We start from the raw sequence: 18,589 nt of genomic DNA, 5'->3' as shown, positions 1-18,589 counted from the left end.
ACCGAATGTTTTTAAAGCATAGATAACAGCACCGGTGTACTGTTATCTTCCTCCAAGACCTTACGTTATGGTTCCAGCCGCCTTTGTTGATAAGACCAGTCTACAATTTCACCATCGGGGGCATAGCCGCTAACAGTTTCGCGCAACAATTGACGTACTTTACTGTAATCATGGCTTTCAATAGCACATAACAACTCGGACAACCTCGGTTTCAATACGCTCCACGATAAATAATCTTCGTTTGCACTCATGATCATTGGATGTTGTGTGGCATCGACATTATCACCGATGAGTAATTCCTCGTAGAGTTTTTCCCCGGGCCGAAGCCCTGTAAACTCGATGGCGATATCGCCCAGCGGTTTTTTATCTGAACGAACACTCAGGCCAGACAGATGAATCATTTTCTCTGCCAATTCCGTGATTTTAACCGGCTCCCCCATATCCAATACAAAAACATCTCCTCCCTGGCCCATTGAGCCTGCCTGGATAACAAGTTGAGCCGCCTCAGGGATGGTCATGAAATATCGAGTGATTTTCGGGTGGGTCACTGTTATCGGCCCACCTGATTTGATCTGCTTGTGAAATAGAGGAATGACGGAACCAGAAGAACCCAGAACATTTCCAAACCGAACCATTGTGAAGCGTGTACGATTTTTAGGGGTAGCTGCACCGTTGAAGAGAGCAGGTTCTAGCTCACGGCTGAGCGCCTGCAACGTCATCTCAGCGAGCCGCTTGGTGCTTCCCATAACATTGGTAGGGCGAACCGCCTTATCAGTCGAAATAAGTACGAAATTAGCAACATTCGAAATAATGGCCGCTTGAGCGGTATTTAACGTACCAATAACATTATTCAGAAAACCTTCCGCGATATTATGCTCTACCATCGGCACATGCTTATAAGCGGCCGCATGATAGACGGTATTTACATGCCAGGTTTTCATCACATCAACCAATTTATCCTGGTGACGTATTGACCCCAGGATCGGCAGCAATTTTACCGCCAATGAATCCCTGAGTATGCGTGCCTCCAGTTCGGACATAATGCTGTATAAATTGTATTCACTGTGCTCAAAGAGAATCAGGGTGGTGGGTTGCAATTCAAGGATCTGGCGACACAGTTCAGATCCAATCGACCCCCCCGCGCCGGTAACCAGCACCACCTGGCCCTGTATGCAATGCTCCAACAGATCTTCTTGGGCGGGTACAGGATCGCGCCCCAACAGGTCGGCAATATCCACTTCTTGAATATCATCAACTTTGACACGACCGCTGGCCAAGTCCATGAAGCCCGGGACACTACGCACATGTAAAGGAAAGCCTTCCAGAAATCCGAGGATTTCCCGACGACGCCCGCGCGTCGATGAAGGTATCGCCAATAAAATTTCTTGAGCCCCTGTCGCATCGATCATACGCTGGATATGTTTGGGCTTATAAACCTGCAGCCCCGAGATTACCCGATCCGAAATAGTGGAATCATCGTCAATGAACGCAACGGGTCTCATCAAGCGGCCCATGCGTAATGCCGCGACGAGCTGATTTCCAGCAGATCCGGCACCGTAGATAGCTACACGCGGCAAACCATCGTCACGGTTGGTGAAAGGCACATGTTGAGCAGCGGTAAACCAATCTCCAAGGAAGAATTGGCGCAGCGCTAATCTCAAGCCCCCAATCATGATCAGGCTGAGCCACCAATAGTTAAAGATGATAGAACGCGGAATTACATTCTGGTGATTACTGTACCAATAAACGACCACACCAATAATTAGCGAAGACAGGCTGACGGCTTTGACGATAGCAATTAACGCATCATTTCCGAAATAGCGCAAAACCGCCCGATACATACCAAAATGTATAAACAGCGGAATAGTCACGATCGGCGCGGTCAAAAAAAGCCAGGTGTGCAGCATAAACGGATTGATCATTTCATCGAGACCTATCCGCACGACAAACGCCAACCAAAGCGCAAACCAAACTAAGAAGACGTCAGTAATCACCTGCAAAATACGTTTATACCTGCGCGGGAGGCTTAATAAGCGCGATCTCAGTGAGTTCATATATTTCTAAACCTCTCGCAGTTCTAACAATCTAAAATCTAAATAGACGCACATCACGATTAGGCTCTCGCCACTCCGAACCCTAACAACATTACTCTTTAACCCCGGCCTTGAACTTCAGAGCCACGACAACGAGTGGAACATAGGCGATCAACATACCGACAGCACCATCAATTCTGTCAAATGCAACAAGCCATGCAATCGGTGCGAGCCAAACCAGGTTTATCAAGATTACGCACAGTGTGACAGGGACGTGGGCATTAAAGCGCCGTGAGGCATATTGATAAGCGTGACTGCGATGTGCCTCATACACTTTTTCGCCGCGTAGTAGCCTGCGCATCAAGGTAAATGTCGCGTCAACGATAAATACTCCTAATAAGATCAGCCAGACCCATAGCAGCGTAGAGGAAAAAGAAGCCGCTTTAAGAGAAATAATGGCCAGCGTGATTCCCAGGAAGCCGCTGCCCGCGTCGCCCATGAAAATTCGTGCTTTTGGAAAATTCCAGTAGAAAAAGCCTGCCGTTGCCAACGCTAAATAAATAGGCGGCCATAACAACTCCTCATACCCCAATATCCAATAGATGAGAGCGGCAGAAGAGCACGCACAGATGGCTTCAGCACTTGCCAAGCCGTCAATACCATCCATGAAGTTGTAAAGATTCAACATCCACACTGCATACAAAACGGCTAACGCCCCGCCAATCCAGCCTAGGTTGACGTGTAATCCAAAAATCGTGACAGACGGTAGCCCGCCGATCCAATACACCGCCCATATCGCAGAGAGAAAATGTCCTAACAGGCGCCAGCGTGCAGGAATATGTCCGTGGTCATCCAGAAAACCTAACGCGGCTACCGTTATACCCGCCAGGAACGATGCAAGGAAAAAGGCGTTATCGATCAAATCAAAGGAACGCATCAACCCCAGGGATATCAGAAATCCCAGCACAATTGCCAGTCCACCACCACGAGGGGTCGGTACAGAGTGTGAACTTCTGCTGTTAGGAATATCCAATACATTGCGCTGGAGCGCATACCGACGCAATAATCCTGTGAAAAAAATGGAACTCGCTATTGAAATAATCGCTATCCAGAACGCCATCTGCCTATCCCTACCTGCAATAATTTCGAAGTGAATCACTTTAATAAACGGAACTTTCGGCCTGTTTCGACCAAAGCATTACTGGCTTCTTTCGCAGGAACCCAATTCAATAATGTTTGAGCTTTGGCAGCATCCACAACCAATGACCTACACAACTGCGTATATAACGATCGCTTCCCGAGTGCGCTGGCGACCGAACGTATTACAGTGTCAGGAAGGCTGAACAATTTTTCTTTTCGCTCCATGCCCGAGGCGAGAAGTTTGATAATTTCACCAATGGAAAAATCATCTCCGTCAGAAATTAAAAATAGTTCGTTTGCAGCCAAAGGGTGCTCAATACACAGCTCAACGAAATCCACCAGATTATCCAGCGCTATCATGCTGCGCTTGTTTTTCACGGCGGCGAAGGGTAACGGCAATCCAGACGATATCAGCTTCAGGAGACGATTAAAATTACCTGGCGCTTCAGCGGCATACACTAAAGGAGGCCGGACAACTGTCAACTCCATCGCCTCTGCAGCAAGTAACTCTGCTAGCTTTTGCTCTGCTTTTAATTTCGAGCGGGCATATTCTGCATGCGGCCGGGGCTCATCGCTCTCAGTAAAACCACACTTATCCGTCTCCGCACCATTTACTCCAATAGAGCTAATGAATATGAACCGACGGACACCTGCTTTTATCGATTGCTTGGCTAAATTAACGGCACCTTCGACATTTATTCGTTCAAACTCCGTAACTGGATCTTCGCTCCCCGCATTCAACACGTGCGCGCGCGCGGCCAGATGAATAACGGTATCAACGCCTTGCAGGGCACGATCCCAGTCGGTATTACCGTCTACCTCACCGGTCGAAAACATCTGGATATCAGATGGCACATCAGTAGAGGGCCTGCGGGAAGAGCCGACAACTGAGTATTTGGCTAAACTGACGAGGTGCCCGGATAACGCCCGCCCAATAAAGCCATTCGCACCAGTAATAAGGATTTTCATTTAGTCCTGTCTAACACTTTCTGGTAAATTTTCAGAATTTTATCCAACATAATATCGAAAGTAAAATTTGTGCGATATCTGTATTGACCTGAAATGCCTTGTTTTTTTCGAAGCTCAGCGGATTTAATCAATTGCGTCAATGCGTCGATCAGCCCTTGCTGATCCCCACGCTCTACCACGAAACCGTTATCACCATTCGCGACCAGCTCGGACACCCCTCCGACGTTAGAGGCGATGACTGCAAGCCCACTGCGCATAGCTTCCAATATAGTCAGCGGCAGTCCTTCCCAGTCAGAAATCAAGACGAAAATGTCAGATCGTGAAAGCCTGATCGGAACGTCATCACAAGCCCCGGAAAACACCACCTTCTCGCCAATTCCCAGCTGTGCTGCCAATTTCCGGGCGTTCGCAAGTGAAGGGCCGTCGCCCACCAATTCAAGCTCCCAGTTTTTGGCTTCCACTTTTGCAAGCGCTTCCAATAGGAATTTTTGGTTTTTGGGTACTTCGAACCTTGCAACCATGATCAAGCGTATTTGATCAGACTCGGTAAAGCCGACGCGATTGGAACAGACCTCGGGCATACCATTGTGGATGGTCAGAACAGTATCTTCATCGCCCACTTTGGCCTTCAAGGCAAGTTGCCTGTCAAACTCGGAAACCGTAAGGATCTGGTCTGAGAAACTAGCCATTACCCTCTCAATATTACGGTACACGAAACGACGCTTCTCAGACACGCCCTCCGTAAAAGCCCAACCATGTGCCGTAAAGATCGCTGGTAAACCAAGACTCTTAGCGGCCAGCCTGCCGAGGATGCCAGCCTTGGAGGAGTGCAAGTGGACGAGATCGGGTTTTAGCTTGGAAAGCATCGCTCTCAATTCAAAGAAGGCGCGAATATCCTTTCCAGGACTGATTTCACGAACGAGATATTTCAATGAATAGCACGACAGCCCCAGATCCCGCGCTCGAGAGTTAAAGACGCCCTCGCCACCCACGAGGATATCAACGCTATGACCTGCTTTAGATGAGCCCAAAGCCAAATCAAGGAGATGCACGCTGGCGCCACCTATAACATCCGAACGAGTTATGACATAAACAATTTTCACACTACGCACCTTTTCAAATAACTTGCCCAAGCCCAACTTACCGGGTCCAGAGATTGGCTATTTCTCATCGAGATGATCACACTAAAAACCGCTCGAGGATTGCTGATAACCAAGATCCTCAGGCCTTGGGCTGGGCATATAACTCCTCCCACCTACCAATCACAGACTCCATGGAAAAGTTATCAAGTACTCTTGATCTTGCCGAAGTGACGAGTGACTTTTTTTGCTCTGGAAGTAGATCAAGTGCCGAGTTGATAGCTTGACGTAGCGCCTCAGGATTGAATGGTTCAACAAGATAGCCGCTATCCCCCAGCACCTCCTTCACCCCTCCGCAGTCTGTGGCAACCACTAACGTTTCGCACGACATCGCTTCAGCGACAACTAGCCCAAAGCCTTCCCATGCAGAAGACAAAATATAGACATCCGCAGCACTGTAGAATGACGGAACGTCGTCGCGCCGCCCGAAAAAACTTATCTTTTCGCTCAGGTTGGCTTTGTTAGCATATAGCGCGAGATCAGCAGCCAAGGGGCCGTCGCCTACTATCCACAGACGTACATTGTCGTGGTCTTGTGAAACCAGCGTGAATGCATCTAATAGACAGGGATAGTTTTTGGCTTCAACCAGACGGCCGACTGCCAAGAGAACTTTAATAGAAGGATCCACAGACTCTCTGGCACGAACTTGATTTCGCACCGACTCATCAAATACAAAACGCTCCGTATCTATACCGTTGGGTACAAATACCATACGCCCGACAGGCGACGCGCCTTTCGCAATAAGTATATCAACCGCTTCTTGGCTTACATTCGTTGTGAGATCCGCCAAAAAATCAGTCAGACGGTAAGCCAGCATTTTCAGCTTACCTCCTTCATTTGAACTATGTGCCGTACAAATCAGCTTGGGAATTCTTACAACTGAACGAACCATTCTGGCTATTAAATTCGCATGTACCATGTGGCTGTGCAATACATCCGGCTCAAATCGCTTAATTAATTTGACCAGATTACTAATTGCACGCACCATCCCGAAGATGGTTTTATTGCCGTTTAGAGCCACCACCGTTACATCGGGCGCCTCTGGAAGCACATCCGCGTCGCCCGTCAAATAAGCAATCACGACGTTATGTCCTCGTGCGCTCATCCGGTCAGCCAGATTTACGACTTGCTTCTCGGCCCCACCCATACCCAACCCAGTGATAAAATATAATATATTCATCGAGGCCGCCCTAGAAGCATATACAAAATGCACTGCACGGACCTGATTAAATTCTTCAACTTATAATATACTGTTTTTTCACGCAAAAATTGCGACCAGTAATAAGTAAAGAACCCTTTTGGATTAGCTCTTAAATGGCGTGAAAAGTTACGACTGTATCCATCTTCCAGATAATCGCAGAGGTAAATTATTTTTCGTGTAAAAAAGATGATATCGCCCGCATCCCCCAATTTATTCCAGATATATAATTCCGGAACAAATTTTTCGTTCTTGAATATGGGAAACGGAAAAGCTGACATCACGTCAGTTCTAAATATGTAAGCCAAGTCACCCTTGAATAACTTGCCTGCTTCCGTCGGCGTCGAGACAAAGCTCTGCTCGACCGTGCTTAAGTCATTACCAAGCAGCTCACCGCTGAAATACGCCTTTCGATAGCACAAGCCCACTGTCTTATCAGTCGCCGTGGCGATTGAGGTAGTTATCGTTTCAACGGCGTCAGGCACAAGTGCATCATCGCTGTCGACTATAAAGATCCAGTTTTTTTTCGCAGCTGCTACCCCGCTATTGATAGCTGCGTGCTTTCCAGCATTACTTTGTCGCACCGCTGTCAGCGTGAAGCCTAGGTCTTTCTTTTTTAACTCTTCAATGAAATTCTGAGTTTCATCTGAGCTGCCGTCGTCTATCAGCACCCACTCAAACTCTTTTGAGCTTTGTTCAAGCAAGCTCTTGAGTAGCCTAGGGAGAGTACTGTAACGATTATATGTCGCCGTTAAAATTGTTATCACTCAGTGCGCCCCTCAAGATAAGTGACCGGCTTATATCGGTAAGACAATACAAGAAACGTCACGCACAACATGACTTCCGCCAAAATAAACCCAAGCACGATACCATTGACGTAATAGTTAATCGACAACAGACTTGCCAGAAGTATCGACACTACCGAGAACAAAAGCATTGCAGAGCTCGCAACTTTGTCCATACCGCGAGGTATAAGCATGCACAAACCCAATGCTTGATTAGTCATTCTAAAGGGGATTATCCATACAAAAATCTGCAAGGTCGTCGTCGCCTGCTCGAAATCAGCCCCCAATAGTTTGTTTATCAGGAACCCACCAGCTACGGAAATGGAAAATGCACTTACGCACCCCAGCAAGAACATCAACCCGACAATGATCCAGGAGAGCCTTGATGCTGATTTTGCAGAGGAAAGATACTGTCTATTCAAATACGGAAAAAACCCAATTAGGACTGGATTTATAAAACCCACAAATCCTCTTATGATTTTTTCAGCTGGGACATATCCTGAAACGGCGATTTTTCCGCAGAGCAGTCCTACAAGAGCAGGCCCAGCGCTAAGCAGAATATTGTTTGAGCTCTTATAGATGAAAACGTGAAACCCTTTGCAAATCTGAAGCCATCCACCTGACAAGCTGAACCGAACGCGGCATCCATTTCGGTAGCACAAATAATTTCCTAGCAATGTATTTGCCAATGCAAATGTGGCTAAAATCGATAACGCCACCAATGCGTCACCTGGGTCGTGAACAAAAACAAATAAGCATATAAGGCTTGCGACCCGCAGACCTACTTCTAAAAAGACCACAAGCGCAATTTTCTCAAGCCCTTGAAAAAACCAAAACGGGCTAAACCCAAAAGCTATAAAGTACAGAAAACCCAAGCCTATTACTTCAAGCTCGAAGGTCTGTGAATTGATAAACATATAAAAACACAGTGCCGCGATGCTTATAACCGATGAAATTATCAGCTTCGCGGACAGCACCTCACCAAAGACCCTAGACAGTACCGTCACATCAGTCTTCGCCAAAGAGACTTGTCTGGCAGCACTCAACGAAAAGCCGTATTCAACAACGAGTGAAGACAGTAAAGCAATTGATTGGACCAGTACGACCTTGCCGTATTCCTGTACACCCAATGAGCGCGCCAGTACCGGAATCTCCAGAATAGGCACCAAATAACCAAAGAGCTGTACAACAAAAAGCAGGCTCATATTTTTAAATACGGTAAACACGTTATCGCCCTATCTGCTTATCATACATAACATTCACCACTCCGGCATTGTCATACTTGTAAATACGAGACAGCCAGGACACCATCAGAATCCAATAGCCCCACTCTGACATCTCAGTACTTAGCGGGTGAAAGAGCATAATAAAAATATAACAAAGAACGCCCAACACTGCGGCAAACTTAAAGAATATATTGTTATTTAAATCAGAACCGTCCACCAGCGACAACAAGAAAAACACAAACGGCATTAGCATTAAAAATAAAAGTGCCAACTCACCCAGTACACCCACATCACCCAGCATGCCCAAATACACATTATGGATAACAATATTTTCCCCATCCACCACGCTAAATGAACTGCCGAATCCGCACCCGAATGGAAAGCACTTTTGGACGTTTGATATTCCATCCTGTATCATCGCCGATCTAACTGGATCACCCTCAAACAAACGATTCAAGACCAACAATGAATCATGATTCGTCAGGTCAATACTTGAAGAGAGCAGCACACAAACCCCCGCGATCAAACAAAGTATTGCGACCAGTAGCGTTCTGACAGGGAAAATCAAAAAGCGCAAAAGAAAAAAGGAACATACAACGATCGCAAACCATAGAAAACCGGTGCGACTGGAGTCCGCCAACAATATATACACCGACGCCATTAAAATAAGGCCAGCAAAAAGTGCATTTTTAATACGCGTCGTGAGTAACATTGCAATAATGTAGGGCGCAAAGAAAGCACACACTTTCCACATCACCCCTGGGTAGGCAAATTCACTGCCTTGCCGACCGTCGCCCAATTGAATATAGAGATCGGTAAAAAAGAATTTCGACAGCATAAACACAACAAGACTCACCACAATCGAAATCGAAGCAATTTTATAAAAGTCGTTCAACTCCAGCAAACCCGAACAGCTATATATCACGAGAAACAATATATAAATAGCTATGAATTTGACACCTTGATAAGCGGTATAGATATCCGAATTAATTACTCCGGAGATCATAAAAGCTAGTGTCATCAACGTAAAACCGAGGGTAATAGAGCTTACTTCTGGCGACAACTTCACTCTACCGCCGCTACCATAAATCCCAAATACTAGTACTCCACCCCACAGCAACCAATAGTTAAGCGAACCAATAATATTCCTAGTGTCACCCAAGGTCACGAGTACGCTGGCTGCCAGCACGGCCAGGAAGGCGTAACGCTTATTAGTTTTCATATCGACCTCAGAATACGCTCAGTTGAAGCATGCGCCGGTTGCCAATCGAGCCATTCTCAGGTACCGATTAGATGAAGGGGACCACTAGAGCAAGCCATAGGCCCGACAGCGAGTAAAAACAATTTTACACTGCAATCGAGGCTTCTATCTAGGATCTTCTGCTGGGTCAAGGCTAAGAAAACCAACACTACAACAGATGGCAATTTGCCTCTAGGATAAGGGGCCGCGATTTTTACGCTTGACCCCCCGATCGAAACCCATCCTATCTTGTATAATTGAAGAACTTGCTAAAGATCCGGCTCGCGCAATGCGTGCTTTATTATCCGGAAGAAAGCGATTGCAAACCCAACAACAAGACCAAGCAGTAATCCACCGATTATCAGCAAGGGACGATTCGGGCTTATCGGGGAAGTTGGCTCTAGTGCTTCTTTATCAATGGCCACAAGCTTAAGATTACTCATATCCTTATTCACACTCAGCAATCGTGCTTTCTCTGCGCGTAATGGCTGCACATCTGTCAGAAACAATTCATCCTTCACGCGACTCTTCAACACCTCAATCTCTCTATTGGACTCCAACAACTTTAATTCTTTGGCAATTTGAGAGATCCGTCGCTCAGTGAAGTCATTAGACTTTCGCTGTAGCAAGACTGCGCGCTCAGCTTCAAGCGCATTGACACCCATGAAATACAATGGAATCTGCTGATTGTTAATTTCCGTTCTCATGCTGACAGAACCGGAATGTGCATCATCACCCACGGAGGTAGGTGAAGCAGGCATCATAATATTCAGTTTCTTGGCAATTGTTATGGCCTCATTAAGCTCGGCAATTCGATTCGAATTTAAGCTATGAAGCTGCGTCCGCAGCCCTTGAAGCTCGTCTTGTAGCTGAGCTCGGCGAATTCTATCTGACTCGGAAAGGGATGCAATTCGTGCTTCTTTCCACGTGTCATAGTTTGAGCGGGCTGCGGCCAACCTGCCGTCGATCTCCTTTAAACGGTTATTGATAATAACCGTCAAGTCGGCCGATATATGATCACGCTCATTCGCTATTGCATACTCTACAAAACCATTGAGTATTGAAACACCATCAATCCCCTTTGGGTAGGTCAACTCAAGTTTCAAATAAGAACTAAGCGAATCAGCTTTATCTTTATCGGACAACATCAAACTTATAGATTTTTTATTGAACTCTTCGAACGTCTGCTGAAGATTACGTCCAGGGCGCACAAACCCCTCAAAGAGCTTTTGATTGGATCTAAAAAAACCCATGCGAATCTCGTATGACTCTAAGGCCATACCTACCCTTACCAATGCTTCACCAGGAGGTAAAACGTAAACTTCCGAGCGGTTAAGCGCATCCAATTCATTAATCGCAGCAGGCCTAAGCACACTGCTCACCTTGTATTCTGGCGTGACCGAAAATGCATAAATCGCAAAAACTGAAGAAATCAGTGCGCCCACTGAAAAAATAATGATTTTTTGACGCCAGAGGCTTGTTACAAGCGCTAACGAGTCAAATTTTTTATGCTGGGGGATGAGAACGGAGCGTAAGCTACTACTCACAACAAAAACCTGCCTTCAAAGAGAAACTGCGGGCTCGTTATGCAAAACAGATTGTGTATTTTCTTATTTTAATTGGATTATCGTCAAAACCCTGCGTCTCTGCCGAATTTCGAGCGCACAAAATGCCTGTTATCGAGAACAGATTCCATTTTGCCATCTCTCAGACATTTTACAAGTCTTGACATGTATGTAGGGCGATTCTGAGTTTTCCAAGGAACTATCGCAATCTACGGGGCTGCGCCAATAGGCACCCGCAGCGATTCATAATCCTTGAAGGGCATGAGATTTCTGACAAGCGGTCACGATCACCGCTTATCCAATCCCTGCCTAAGACAATCAAGCAATCGACTTATTCTGACGCCTACGCAGAAACACTCCCAACACTGGACCAATCAACATCCCAACAATCAAAGCCACCACCACAAACACCGCCACCGGCATCTGCGCAGTACTCCACCCCAGGAACGACAGCGCCACACCCTGCTGGTTCTCCAGCACAAATGCCAAGACCACCAACGCCGCAAGCACTGCAATCAATACCGCAACAACGCGCTTAACCCCACGCATACCCTTCTCCTTCCCCAAAAACACTCAGACGCCTTCTTCCTCTTCTTCGTTCACCCGATCACGCAATTCCTTGCCCGGTTTGAAGTGGGGTACGAATTTGCCATCGAGGCTGACGGATTGGCCGGTTTTTGGGTTGCGGCCTACGCGCGGTGCGCGGTAGTGCAGTGAGAAACTGCCGAAGCCACGGATTTCGATGCGGTCTCCGGTGGCGAGGCATTGGGACATTTGCTCAAGCATGGTCTTGATAGCCAGCTCCACATCCTTGGATGAGAGCAGCCCTTGATGGGTGACAATTCGTTCGATCAACTCCGACTTCGTCATATTTTTCCCTTCTTTTTCAAGCAGCTAGGAAAAGCGCTTCGAAGGTTTTAGCATGACTTGATGAATTTGAACAGCCCATGTGTAAACTTATCTGCCGACCGCATAAACACCTTCAGCCACCCCGCAGTTACTCATTTACAGATCACCAACATCGTCCGCGTCACTGCGCCAGCCGGGTTCCAGCCGAACAGGTAGTCGCCCTCTTCGTCTTCAGCATCACTGGAGCGGGTGATGACTTTGTAGCCCTGCATCTTGCACTCACGGGCGGCACGCCTCTCGCACTTCTCCCATTTGTTACCTAAGCCGGAGCAGTCGATCTCGATGCCACTGACGCCGCGCTTGGCGTGGGTTTTGGCACTAGTGGAGGAGCAGCCCGCGAGAACCACTAATGCGAGCATTACGATAATCCTGTTCATTCAAACCCTTATTGAGTCAGCAACGCGAAATAGCCGTTTCAAAGACTATAGTCAGTTCTGACATTGGGCTGAACGCCTTCGTTCGATGCAGTTGCTTCATCAAATTTCAGGCGCAAAAAAGGGCGACCGAAGTCGCCCTTTTTCAACAGCTTTACAGAACTTAGTTCTGCTTGGCCATTGCCTGGCGCAGCAGTGCCGCCATGGTGGTGTCAGCAGCAGCTTCCGGAGCAGCTTCTTTCAAGCTCTGGATAGCTTCTTTCTCTTCCACTTCGTCTTTCGACTTGATGGAGAGTTGGATCACGCGGCTCTTGCGATCAACGCTGATGATCTTGGCTTCTACTTCCTGGCCTTCTTTCAGAACGTTGCGCGCATCTTCAACGCGGTCACGGCTGATTTCGGAGGCTTTCAGAGTCGCTTCGATATCGTCGGCCAGAGTGATGATGGCGCCTTTAGCGTCAACTTCTTTCACAGTGCCCTTAACGATGGCGCCTTTGTCGTTCTCTTGAACGTACTCGGAGAACGGATCGCTTTCCAGTTGTTTGATACCCAGGGAGATGCGCTCGCGCTCTGGGTCAACCGACAGGATAACGGTGTCCAGCTCGTCGCCCTTCTTGAAACGACGAACAGCTTCTTCGCCAACTTCGTTCCAGGAGATGTCGGACAGGTGAACCAAGCCGTCGATGCCGCCGTCCAGACCAATGAAGATACCGAAATCGGTGATCGACTTGATGGTGCCGGAGATTTTATCGCCCTTGTTGAACTGGCCAGAGAAATCTTCCCATGGGTTAGATTTGCACTGCTTGATGCCCAGGGAGATACGACGACGCTCTTCGTCGATGTCCAGAACCATAACTTCCACTTCGTCGCCGACTTGTACGACTTTCGAAGGGTGGATGTTCTTGTTGGTCCAGTCCATTTCGGAAACGTGTACCAGGCCTTCAACGCCTTCTTCCAGCTCAGCGAAGCAGCCGTAGTCGGTCAGGTTGGTAACACGCGCGGTTACGCGAGTGCTTTCTGGGTAACGAGCCTTGATAGCAACCCATGGATCTTCGCCCAGCTGCTTCAAGCCCAGGGAAACGCGGTTACGCTCACGATCGTATTTCAGAACCTTGACATCGATCTCGTCGCCAACGTTGACGATTTCGGAAGGATGCTTGATACGCTTCCAAGCCATGTCGGTAATGTGCAGCAGGCCATCGACGCCACCCAGATCGACGAATGCGCCGTAATCGGTGAGGTTCTTGACGATACCTTTGACTTGTTGGCCTTCCTGCAGGGATTCCAGCAGAGCTTCACGCTCGGCGGAGTTCTCTGCTTCCAGCACGCTGCGACGGGAAACGACAACGTTGTTGCGCTTCTGGTCGAGCTTGATGACTTTGAATTCGAGTTCTTTGCCTTCCAGGTGCGTGGTGTCGCGCACAGGACGAACGTCGACCAAAGAACCTGGCAGGAACGCACGGATGCCGTTAACGTCGACAGTGAAGCCGCCTTTAACCTTACCGTTGATAACGCCCTTGACCACTTCTTCAGCTGCGAAGGCTGCTTCGAGAACAATCCAGCATTCAGCGCGCTTGGCTTTTTCACGGGACAGCTTGGTTTCACCGAAACCGTCTTCAACCGAGTCCAGAGCAACGTGAACTTCGTCACCGACATTGATAGTCAGGTCACCAGCATCGTTGTAGAACTGTTCCAGCGGGATCAGAGCTTCAGACTTCAGACCAGCGTGAACGGTTACCCAGCGAGCTTGGTAATCGATATCAACGATAACACCGGTGATGATGGAGCCTGCCTGAAGGTTCAGGGTTTTTAGGCTTTCTTCAAAGAGTTCCGCAAAGCTTTCGCTCATTTTAATTCCTGTTGATAAGGGCGAAGAATACGCCCATCTCCACACCCCAGACGGTGTGGGTCAGTTTCAGTTAAAAGAAGCCACCGCAGGACTATGACTGGTCCCCTGCGGCCTTCTTGATCACCCGGCGATATCGCGAATGGCGATTTCACTCATGATGCGTTCCAGCACCTGCTCGATGGACAACTCCGTGGAATCCAGCTGTATGGCGTCAGCCGCCGGCTTGAGCGGGGCTACCGCACGCTGGGTATCACGCTCATCGCGTGCACGGATCTCATCTAGCAGACTCGACAGACTAACACCATCGACTTTGCCCTTCAACTGCAAGTAGCGGCGGCGCGCTCGTTCCTCGGCACTGGCCGTGAGGAATATCTTCAACGGCGCCTCGGGAAACACCACCGTGCCCATGTCACGGCCGTCGGCCACCAGGCCCGGCGGCTCCTGGAACGCACGCTGGCGCTGCAGCAAAGCCTCACGAACCGCCGGCAAAGCAGCCACTTGGGAGGCGCCGGCACCGATGCTCTCGGTACGAATCACATCACTGACTTCGTCGCCTTCCAGAATGATGCGCTGCAGTTGACCGTCGGTCGCCGCGATGAACTGCACGTCCAGATGGGCGGCAATTTTCGTCAGCAACTCTTCGTTGGTCAGATCGACACCATGGTTGCGCGCCGCGAATGCCAACAGGCGGTACAGCGCGCCGGAATCGAGCAGGCACCAGCCCAGGCGCTTGGCCAGGATGCCGGCGATGGTGCCTTTGCCCGAGCCGCTTGGCCCGTCGATGGTAATCACCGGTGCTTTGATATTCACAATTGAGCCTCTTGGGCAACACGAATGCCGACGTGGGCACACAGTGTAAGAAAGTTCGGAAAAGACGTAGCAACATTGGCGCAGTCACGAATACGAATCGGCGCCGCTGCCTGCAGGGAGGCCACGCTGAACGCCATGGCAATGCGGTGATCGCCATGGGCATGCACTTCGCCACCGCCTATCGGGCCACCGTCAATGATAATCCCATCAGGCGTGGGTTGGCACTTCACACCCAGGGCCAGCAGACCGTCGGCCATAACCTGGATACGGTCCGATTCCTTGAGCCGCAGCTCCTCGGCACCGCGTAATACGGTGCGCCCCTCGGCGCGGGCAGCGGCGACAAACAATACGGGAAACTCATCGATCGCCAACGGCACCAACGCCGCTGGAATCTCGATACCCTTCAAGACAGCTGCCCGGACACGCAAGTCCGCAACAGGCTCGCCACCTACCTCACGCAGATTTTCAAGACTGATATCAGCCCCCATCAGCCGCAGGATATCGATCACGCCGGTGCGGGTAGGATTGACGCCGACATGCTCAAGCAGCAACTCCGAACCCTGGGCAATCGACGCAGCCACCAGAAAAAACGCCGCAGACGAAATATCCCCAGGCACTTCAATGTGGGCAGCCGTCAGTCGATGACCCGACTCCACCGACGCCGTCGCGCCCTCCACCGCCACCGGACAACCAAAGCCACGCAACATGCGCTCGGTATGGTCGCGGGTCGGCGCAGGCTCGGTGACTGCGGTTTTACCTTGTGCATACAGGCCAGCCAGCAACAGACAGGATTTAACCTGTGCACTGGCCATCGGCAACGCGTAAGTCAGGCCGTTGAGCGCTTGCCCACCACGAATGGTCAGCGGCGGGCGCCCTTCAAGACCGGTCTCGATCACCGCGCCCATTTCCCGCAGCGGCTTAGCCACGCGACTCATCGGGCGCCTGGACAGCGATACATCACCGGTCAGGACGCTATCGAAGCTTTGCGCCGCAAGCAGACCCGCCAACAGGCGCATCGATGTACCGGAGTTACCCAGGTAGATCGGTCCTGGCGCTGCCTTCAAGCCGTGCAGGCCAACCCCATGAATAGTCACTCGCCCATGGTGCGGGCCCTCGATCACCACGCCCATGTCGCGAAACGCCTGCAAGGTCGCCAGGGCATCTTCGCCCTCAAGGAAACCTTCGACCTCCGTTACGCCGTCAGCCAATGAACCCAGCATGATCGATCGATGGGAGATCGACTTGTCACCTGGCACCCGAATGCATCCGCTCAAGCGGCCACCCGGATTGGCGATAAAAGTCAGCTCATCGGCATTCACTGCAGTTTCCATATAGGCCCGGCGCGCCAGGATCTTGCTGAAATGCTCTCGCGCCATCCGCGCCCGGGTGAACACACCCAGCAACTGATGGCCATCACCCGCATCCACCGCATCGCGCAAGGCGTCGAGGTCACTGCGGAACGTGTCCAGGGTGCGCAACACCGCTTCGCGATTGGCGAGAAAGATGTCATGCCACATCACCGGGTCACTGCCGGCAATCCGCGTGAAATCGCGAAAACCACCGGCGGCGTAACGGAAAATCTCGAGGTTTTCGTTGCGCTTGGCCAACGAATCCACCAAGCCGAATGCCAGCAGATGGGGAAGATGGCTGGTCGCGGCCAACACTTCATCGTGGCGCTCGACCTGCATATGCTCCACATCCGCGCCCAGCTCGCGCCAGAGCCGATCCACCACGGCCAACGCAACTGGATCAGTCTGCGCCAGCGGCGTCAGGATCACCTTATGCCGACGGAACAACTGCGCATTGGACGCTTCCACCCCGCTCTGCTCGGAACCGGCAATCGGATGGCCCGGCACAAAGCGCGGCGGCATAGCGCCAAACGCCAATTGTGCCGCGCGCACCACATTGCCTTTGGCGCTGCCGACGTCCGTGAGGATCGCCTGCCCCAGGTCCATGCCAGCCAATACGGCGAGCAATTTCTCCATGGCCAGGATCGGCACCGCAAGCTGGATCACGTCCGCGCCCTGGCAAGCGATTGCCAGGTCCGCTTCACAGCGATCCACGACACCCAACTCCACCGCCAGCTTGCGCGATTGCGGGTCAAGGTCCACGCCGACTACTTCGCCACACAGCCCGCTTTCCCGCAGGCCCTTGGCGAACGAACCACCGATCAACCCCAGGCCGACCACCACCAGGCGACCGATCATAGGCACAGCAGGTTGCAATGCAGTGACATCAACCACGGGCCAGAACCTTGGCCAACGCCTCCAGGAAGCGGCTGTTCTCGGCCGGCAAACCAATGGTGATACGCAGGTGGTTCGGCATACCGTAGTTGGCCACCGGACGCACGATCACGCCTTCGCGCAACAAGCCCTGAAATACCGGTGCAGCCTCTTGGCCGAGGTCGACGCAGATGAAGTTGCCCTTGGACGGAATCCAGCCCAGGCCCAACTCGCGAAAGCCGTCCTGCAACTGCAACATGCCGCTTTCGTTAAGGCGGCGCCCTTCTTCCAGGTATTGGGCATCCTTCACCGCCGCACACGCAGCCGCAAGGGCCAGGCTGTTGACGTTGAACGGTTGGCGTACGCGGTTCAGCACATCGGCCACTACCGCTGTGGACAGGCCGTAGCCCACCCGCAACGACGCCAGGCCATAAGCCTTGGAGAAGGTGCGCGACACCAGCAGGTTCGGGTAGGCCGCGAGGAAATCCAGGCCATCGGGCAGGTCGCCGCCTTCGGCGTACTCGATGTAGGCTTCGTCCAGCACAACCAGCACATGCTCCGGCACGTTCTGCAGGAACTCGTTCAGGGCCTGCGCATCGAACCAGGTGCCAGTCGGGTTGTTCGGGTTAGCGATAAACACCACGCGGGTTTGCGCATCGATCGCTGCCAGCATCGCCGGCAGGTCGTGGCCCCAGTTCTTGGCAGGAATGACGCGCGCATCAGCCCCTACGGCCTGGGTCACGATCGGGTAGACCGCGAATGCATGCTCACTGAACACCGCATTCAAACCGGGCGCCAGGTAGGCACGCCCGACCAGTTCAAGAATGTCGTTGGAGCCATTGCCCAGGGTCACCTGATTGAGCTCGACCCGGCATTTTTCTGCCAGCAGGGACTTGAGGGCAAAGCCATTGCCGTCGGGATAACGGGTCAGCTCGGCAAGCTCCTCCCGAATCGCCGCCAATACTTTGGGGCTCGGACCCAGCGGGTTTTCGTTACTCGCCAGCTTGACGATCCTGGACGGGTCCAGATTCAACTCACGGGCCAGTTCGTCCACAGGCTTGCCTGGAACGTAAGGCGAGAGTTGTTGCACGCCCGGCTGAGCCAGGGCGAGGAAGTTGCCACTCATGTCA

Annotated in this window: 16 protein-coding genes; all 16 read right to left on the bottom strand. The window is 50.8% G+C overall.

From position 1 onward, the window contains the following. Nucleotides 1-65: 65 nt before the first annotated feature. Entirely contained in the window at nucleotides 66-2,054 is a 1,989-nt protein-coding gene (locus FW800_RS02075) for a polysaccharide biosynthesis protein (protein ID WP_078820673.1), read from the bottom strand. A 91-nt stretch (nucleotides 2,055-2,145) separates the two neighbouring features. Continuing rightward, on the bottom strand, nucleotides 2,146-3,153 hold the full coding sequence (locus FW800_RS02070) for an MraY family glycosyltransferase (RefSeq protein ID WP_446436865.1): 1,008 nt from the start codon (nucleotides 3,151-3,153) through the stop codon (nucleotides 2,146-2,148). A 35-nt stretch (nucleotides 3,154-3,188) separates the two neighbouring features. Continuing rightward, a complete protein-coding gene (locus tag FW800_RS02065; protein ID WP_078820671.1) occupies nucleotides 3,189-4,142 on the bottom strand; it encodes an NAD-dependent epimerase/dehydratase family protein in 954 nt (317 codons plus the stop codon). Then, a complete protein-coding gene (locus FW800_RS02060) occupies nucleotides 4,139-5,275 on the bottom strand; it encodes a glycosyltransferase family 4 protein (RefSeq protein WP_446436864.1) in 1,137 nt (378 codons plus the stop codon). The genes FW800_RS02065 and FW800_RS02060 overlap by 4 nt, the downstream gene beginning before the upstream one ends. Nucleotides 5,276-5,363: 88 nt before the next feature. Beyond that, complete coding sequence (locus FW800_RS02055) at nucleotides 5,364-6,461, bottom strand: glycosyltransferase (RefSeq protein ID WP_446436863.1); 1,098 nt, start codon at nucleotides 6,459-6,461, stop codon at nucleotides 5,364-5,366. Continuing rightward, entirely contained in the window at nucleotides 6,458-7,246 is a 789-nt protein-coding gene (locus tag FW800_RS02050; RefSeq protein ID WP_446436862.1) for a glycosyltransferase family 2 protein, read from the bottom strand. The genes FW800_RS02055 and FW800_RS02050 overlap by 4 nt, the downstream gene beginning before the upstream one ends. Next, nucleotides 7,243-8,490 (bottom strand): oligosaccharide flippase family protein, encoded by a 1,248-nt coding sequence (locus tag FW800_RS02045; RefSeq protein WP_223018559.1) that lies wholly within the window; start codon nucleotides 8,488-8,490, stop codon nucleotides 7,243-7,245. Before FW800_RS02045 ends, FW800_RS02050 begins: the two co-directional genes overlap by 4 nt. A 1-nt stretch (nucleotide 8,491) precedes the next feature. After that, complete coding sequence (locus tag FW800_RS02040) at nucleotides 8,492-9,712, bottom strand: hypothetical protein (RefSeq protein WP_078820666.1); 1,221 nt, start codon at nucleotides 9,710-9,712, stop codon at nucleotides 8,492-8,494. A gap of 287 nt (nucleotides 9,713-9,999) precedes the next feature. Then, complete coding sequence (locus FW800_RS02035) at nucleotides 10,000-11,277, bottom strand: chain-length determining protein (protein WP_103733573.1); 1,278 nt, start codon at nucleotides 11,275-11,277, stop codon at nucleotides 10,000-10,002. A gap of 336 nt (nucleotides 11,278-11,613) precedes the next feature. Continuing rightward, the gene (locus tag FW800_RS02030; RefSeq protein ID WP_078820664.1) at nucleotides 11,614-11,844 is read right to left on the bottom strand and encodes a LapA family protein; all 231 of its coding nucleotides are present in this window, start codon (nucleotides 11,842-11,844) and stop codon (nucleotides 11,614-11,616) included. Nucleotides 11,845-11,868: 24 nt separating this feature from the next. Continuing rightward, a complete protein-coding gene (gene ihfB, locus FW800_RS02025; RefSeq protein ID WP_003189779.1) occupies nucleotides 11,869-12,165 on the bottom strand; it encodes an integration host factor subunit beta in 297 nt (98 codons plus the stop codon). A gap of 131 nt (nucleotides 12,166-12,296) precedes the next feature. Continuing rightward, nucleotides 12,297-12,581: a hypothetical protein gene (locus FW800_RS02020; RefSeq protein WP_446436861.1), complete on the bottom strand. Its 285-nt coding sequence runs from the start codon at nucleotides 12,579-12,581 to the stop codon at nucleotides 12,297-12,299. 160 nt (nucleotides 12,582-12,741) lie between these two features. After that, a complete protein-coding gene (gene rpsA, locus FW800_RS02015; RefSeq protein WP_005786304.1) occupies nucleotides 12,742-14,427 on the bottom strand; it encodes a 30S ribosomal protein S1 in 1,686 nt (561 codons plus the stop codon). 120 nt (nucleotides 14,428-14,547) lie between these two features. Continuing rightward, nucleotides 14,548-15,237 carry a (d)CMP kinase gene (cmk, locus tag FW800_RS02010; protein WP_005786302.1) on the bottom strand — a complete coding sequence of 230 codons (690 nt, stop codon included), beginning with the start codon at nucleotides 15,235-15,237 and terminating at the stop codon, nucleotides 14,548-14,550. After that, nucleotides 15,234-17,444, bottom strand: a complete 2,211-nt coding sequence (locus FW800_RS02005) for a bifunctional prephenate dehydrogenase/3-phosphoshikimate 1-carboxyvinyltransferase (protein WP_446436878.1) — start codon at nucleotides 17,442-17,444, stop codon at nucleotides 15,234-15,236. The genes cmk and FW800_RS02005 overlap by 4 nt, the downstream gene beginning before the upstream one ends. A gap of 28 nt (nucleotides 17,445-17,472) precedes the next feature. Then, nucleotides 17,473-18,585, bottom strand: a complete 1,113-nt coding sequence (hisC, locus tag FW800_RS02000) for a histidinol-phosphate transaminase (protein WP_032877176.1) — start codon at nucleotides 18,583-18,585, stop codon at nucleotides 17,473-17,475. Nucleotides 18,586-18,589: the final 4 nt, after the last annotated feature.

It is taken from the genome of Pseudomonas sp. 910_23, assembly GCF_052850795.1.
Note: the sequence above shows the minus strand (reverse complement) of the source record. Positions and strands in the feature narration are given on the sequence as shown.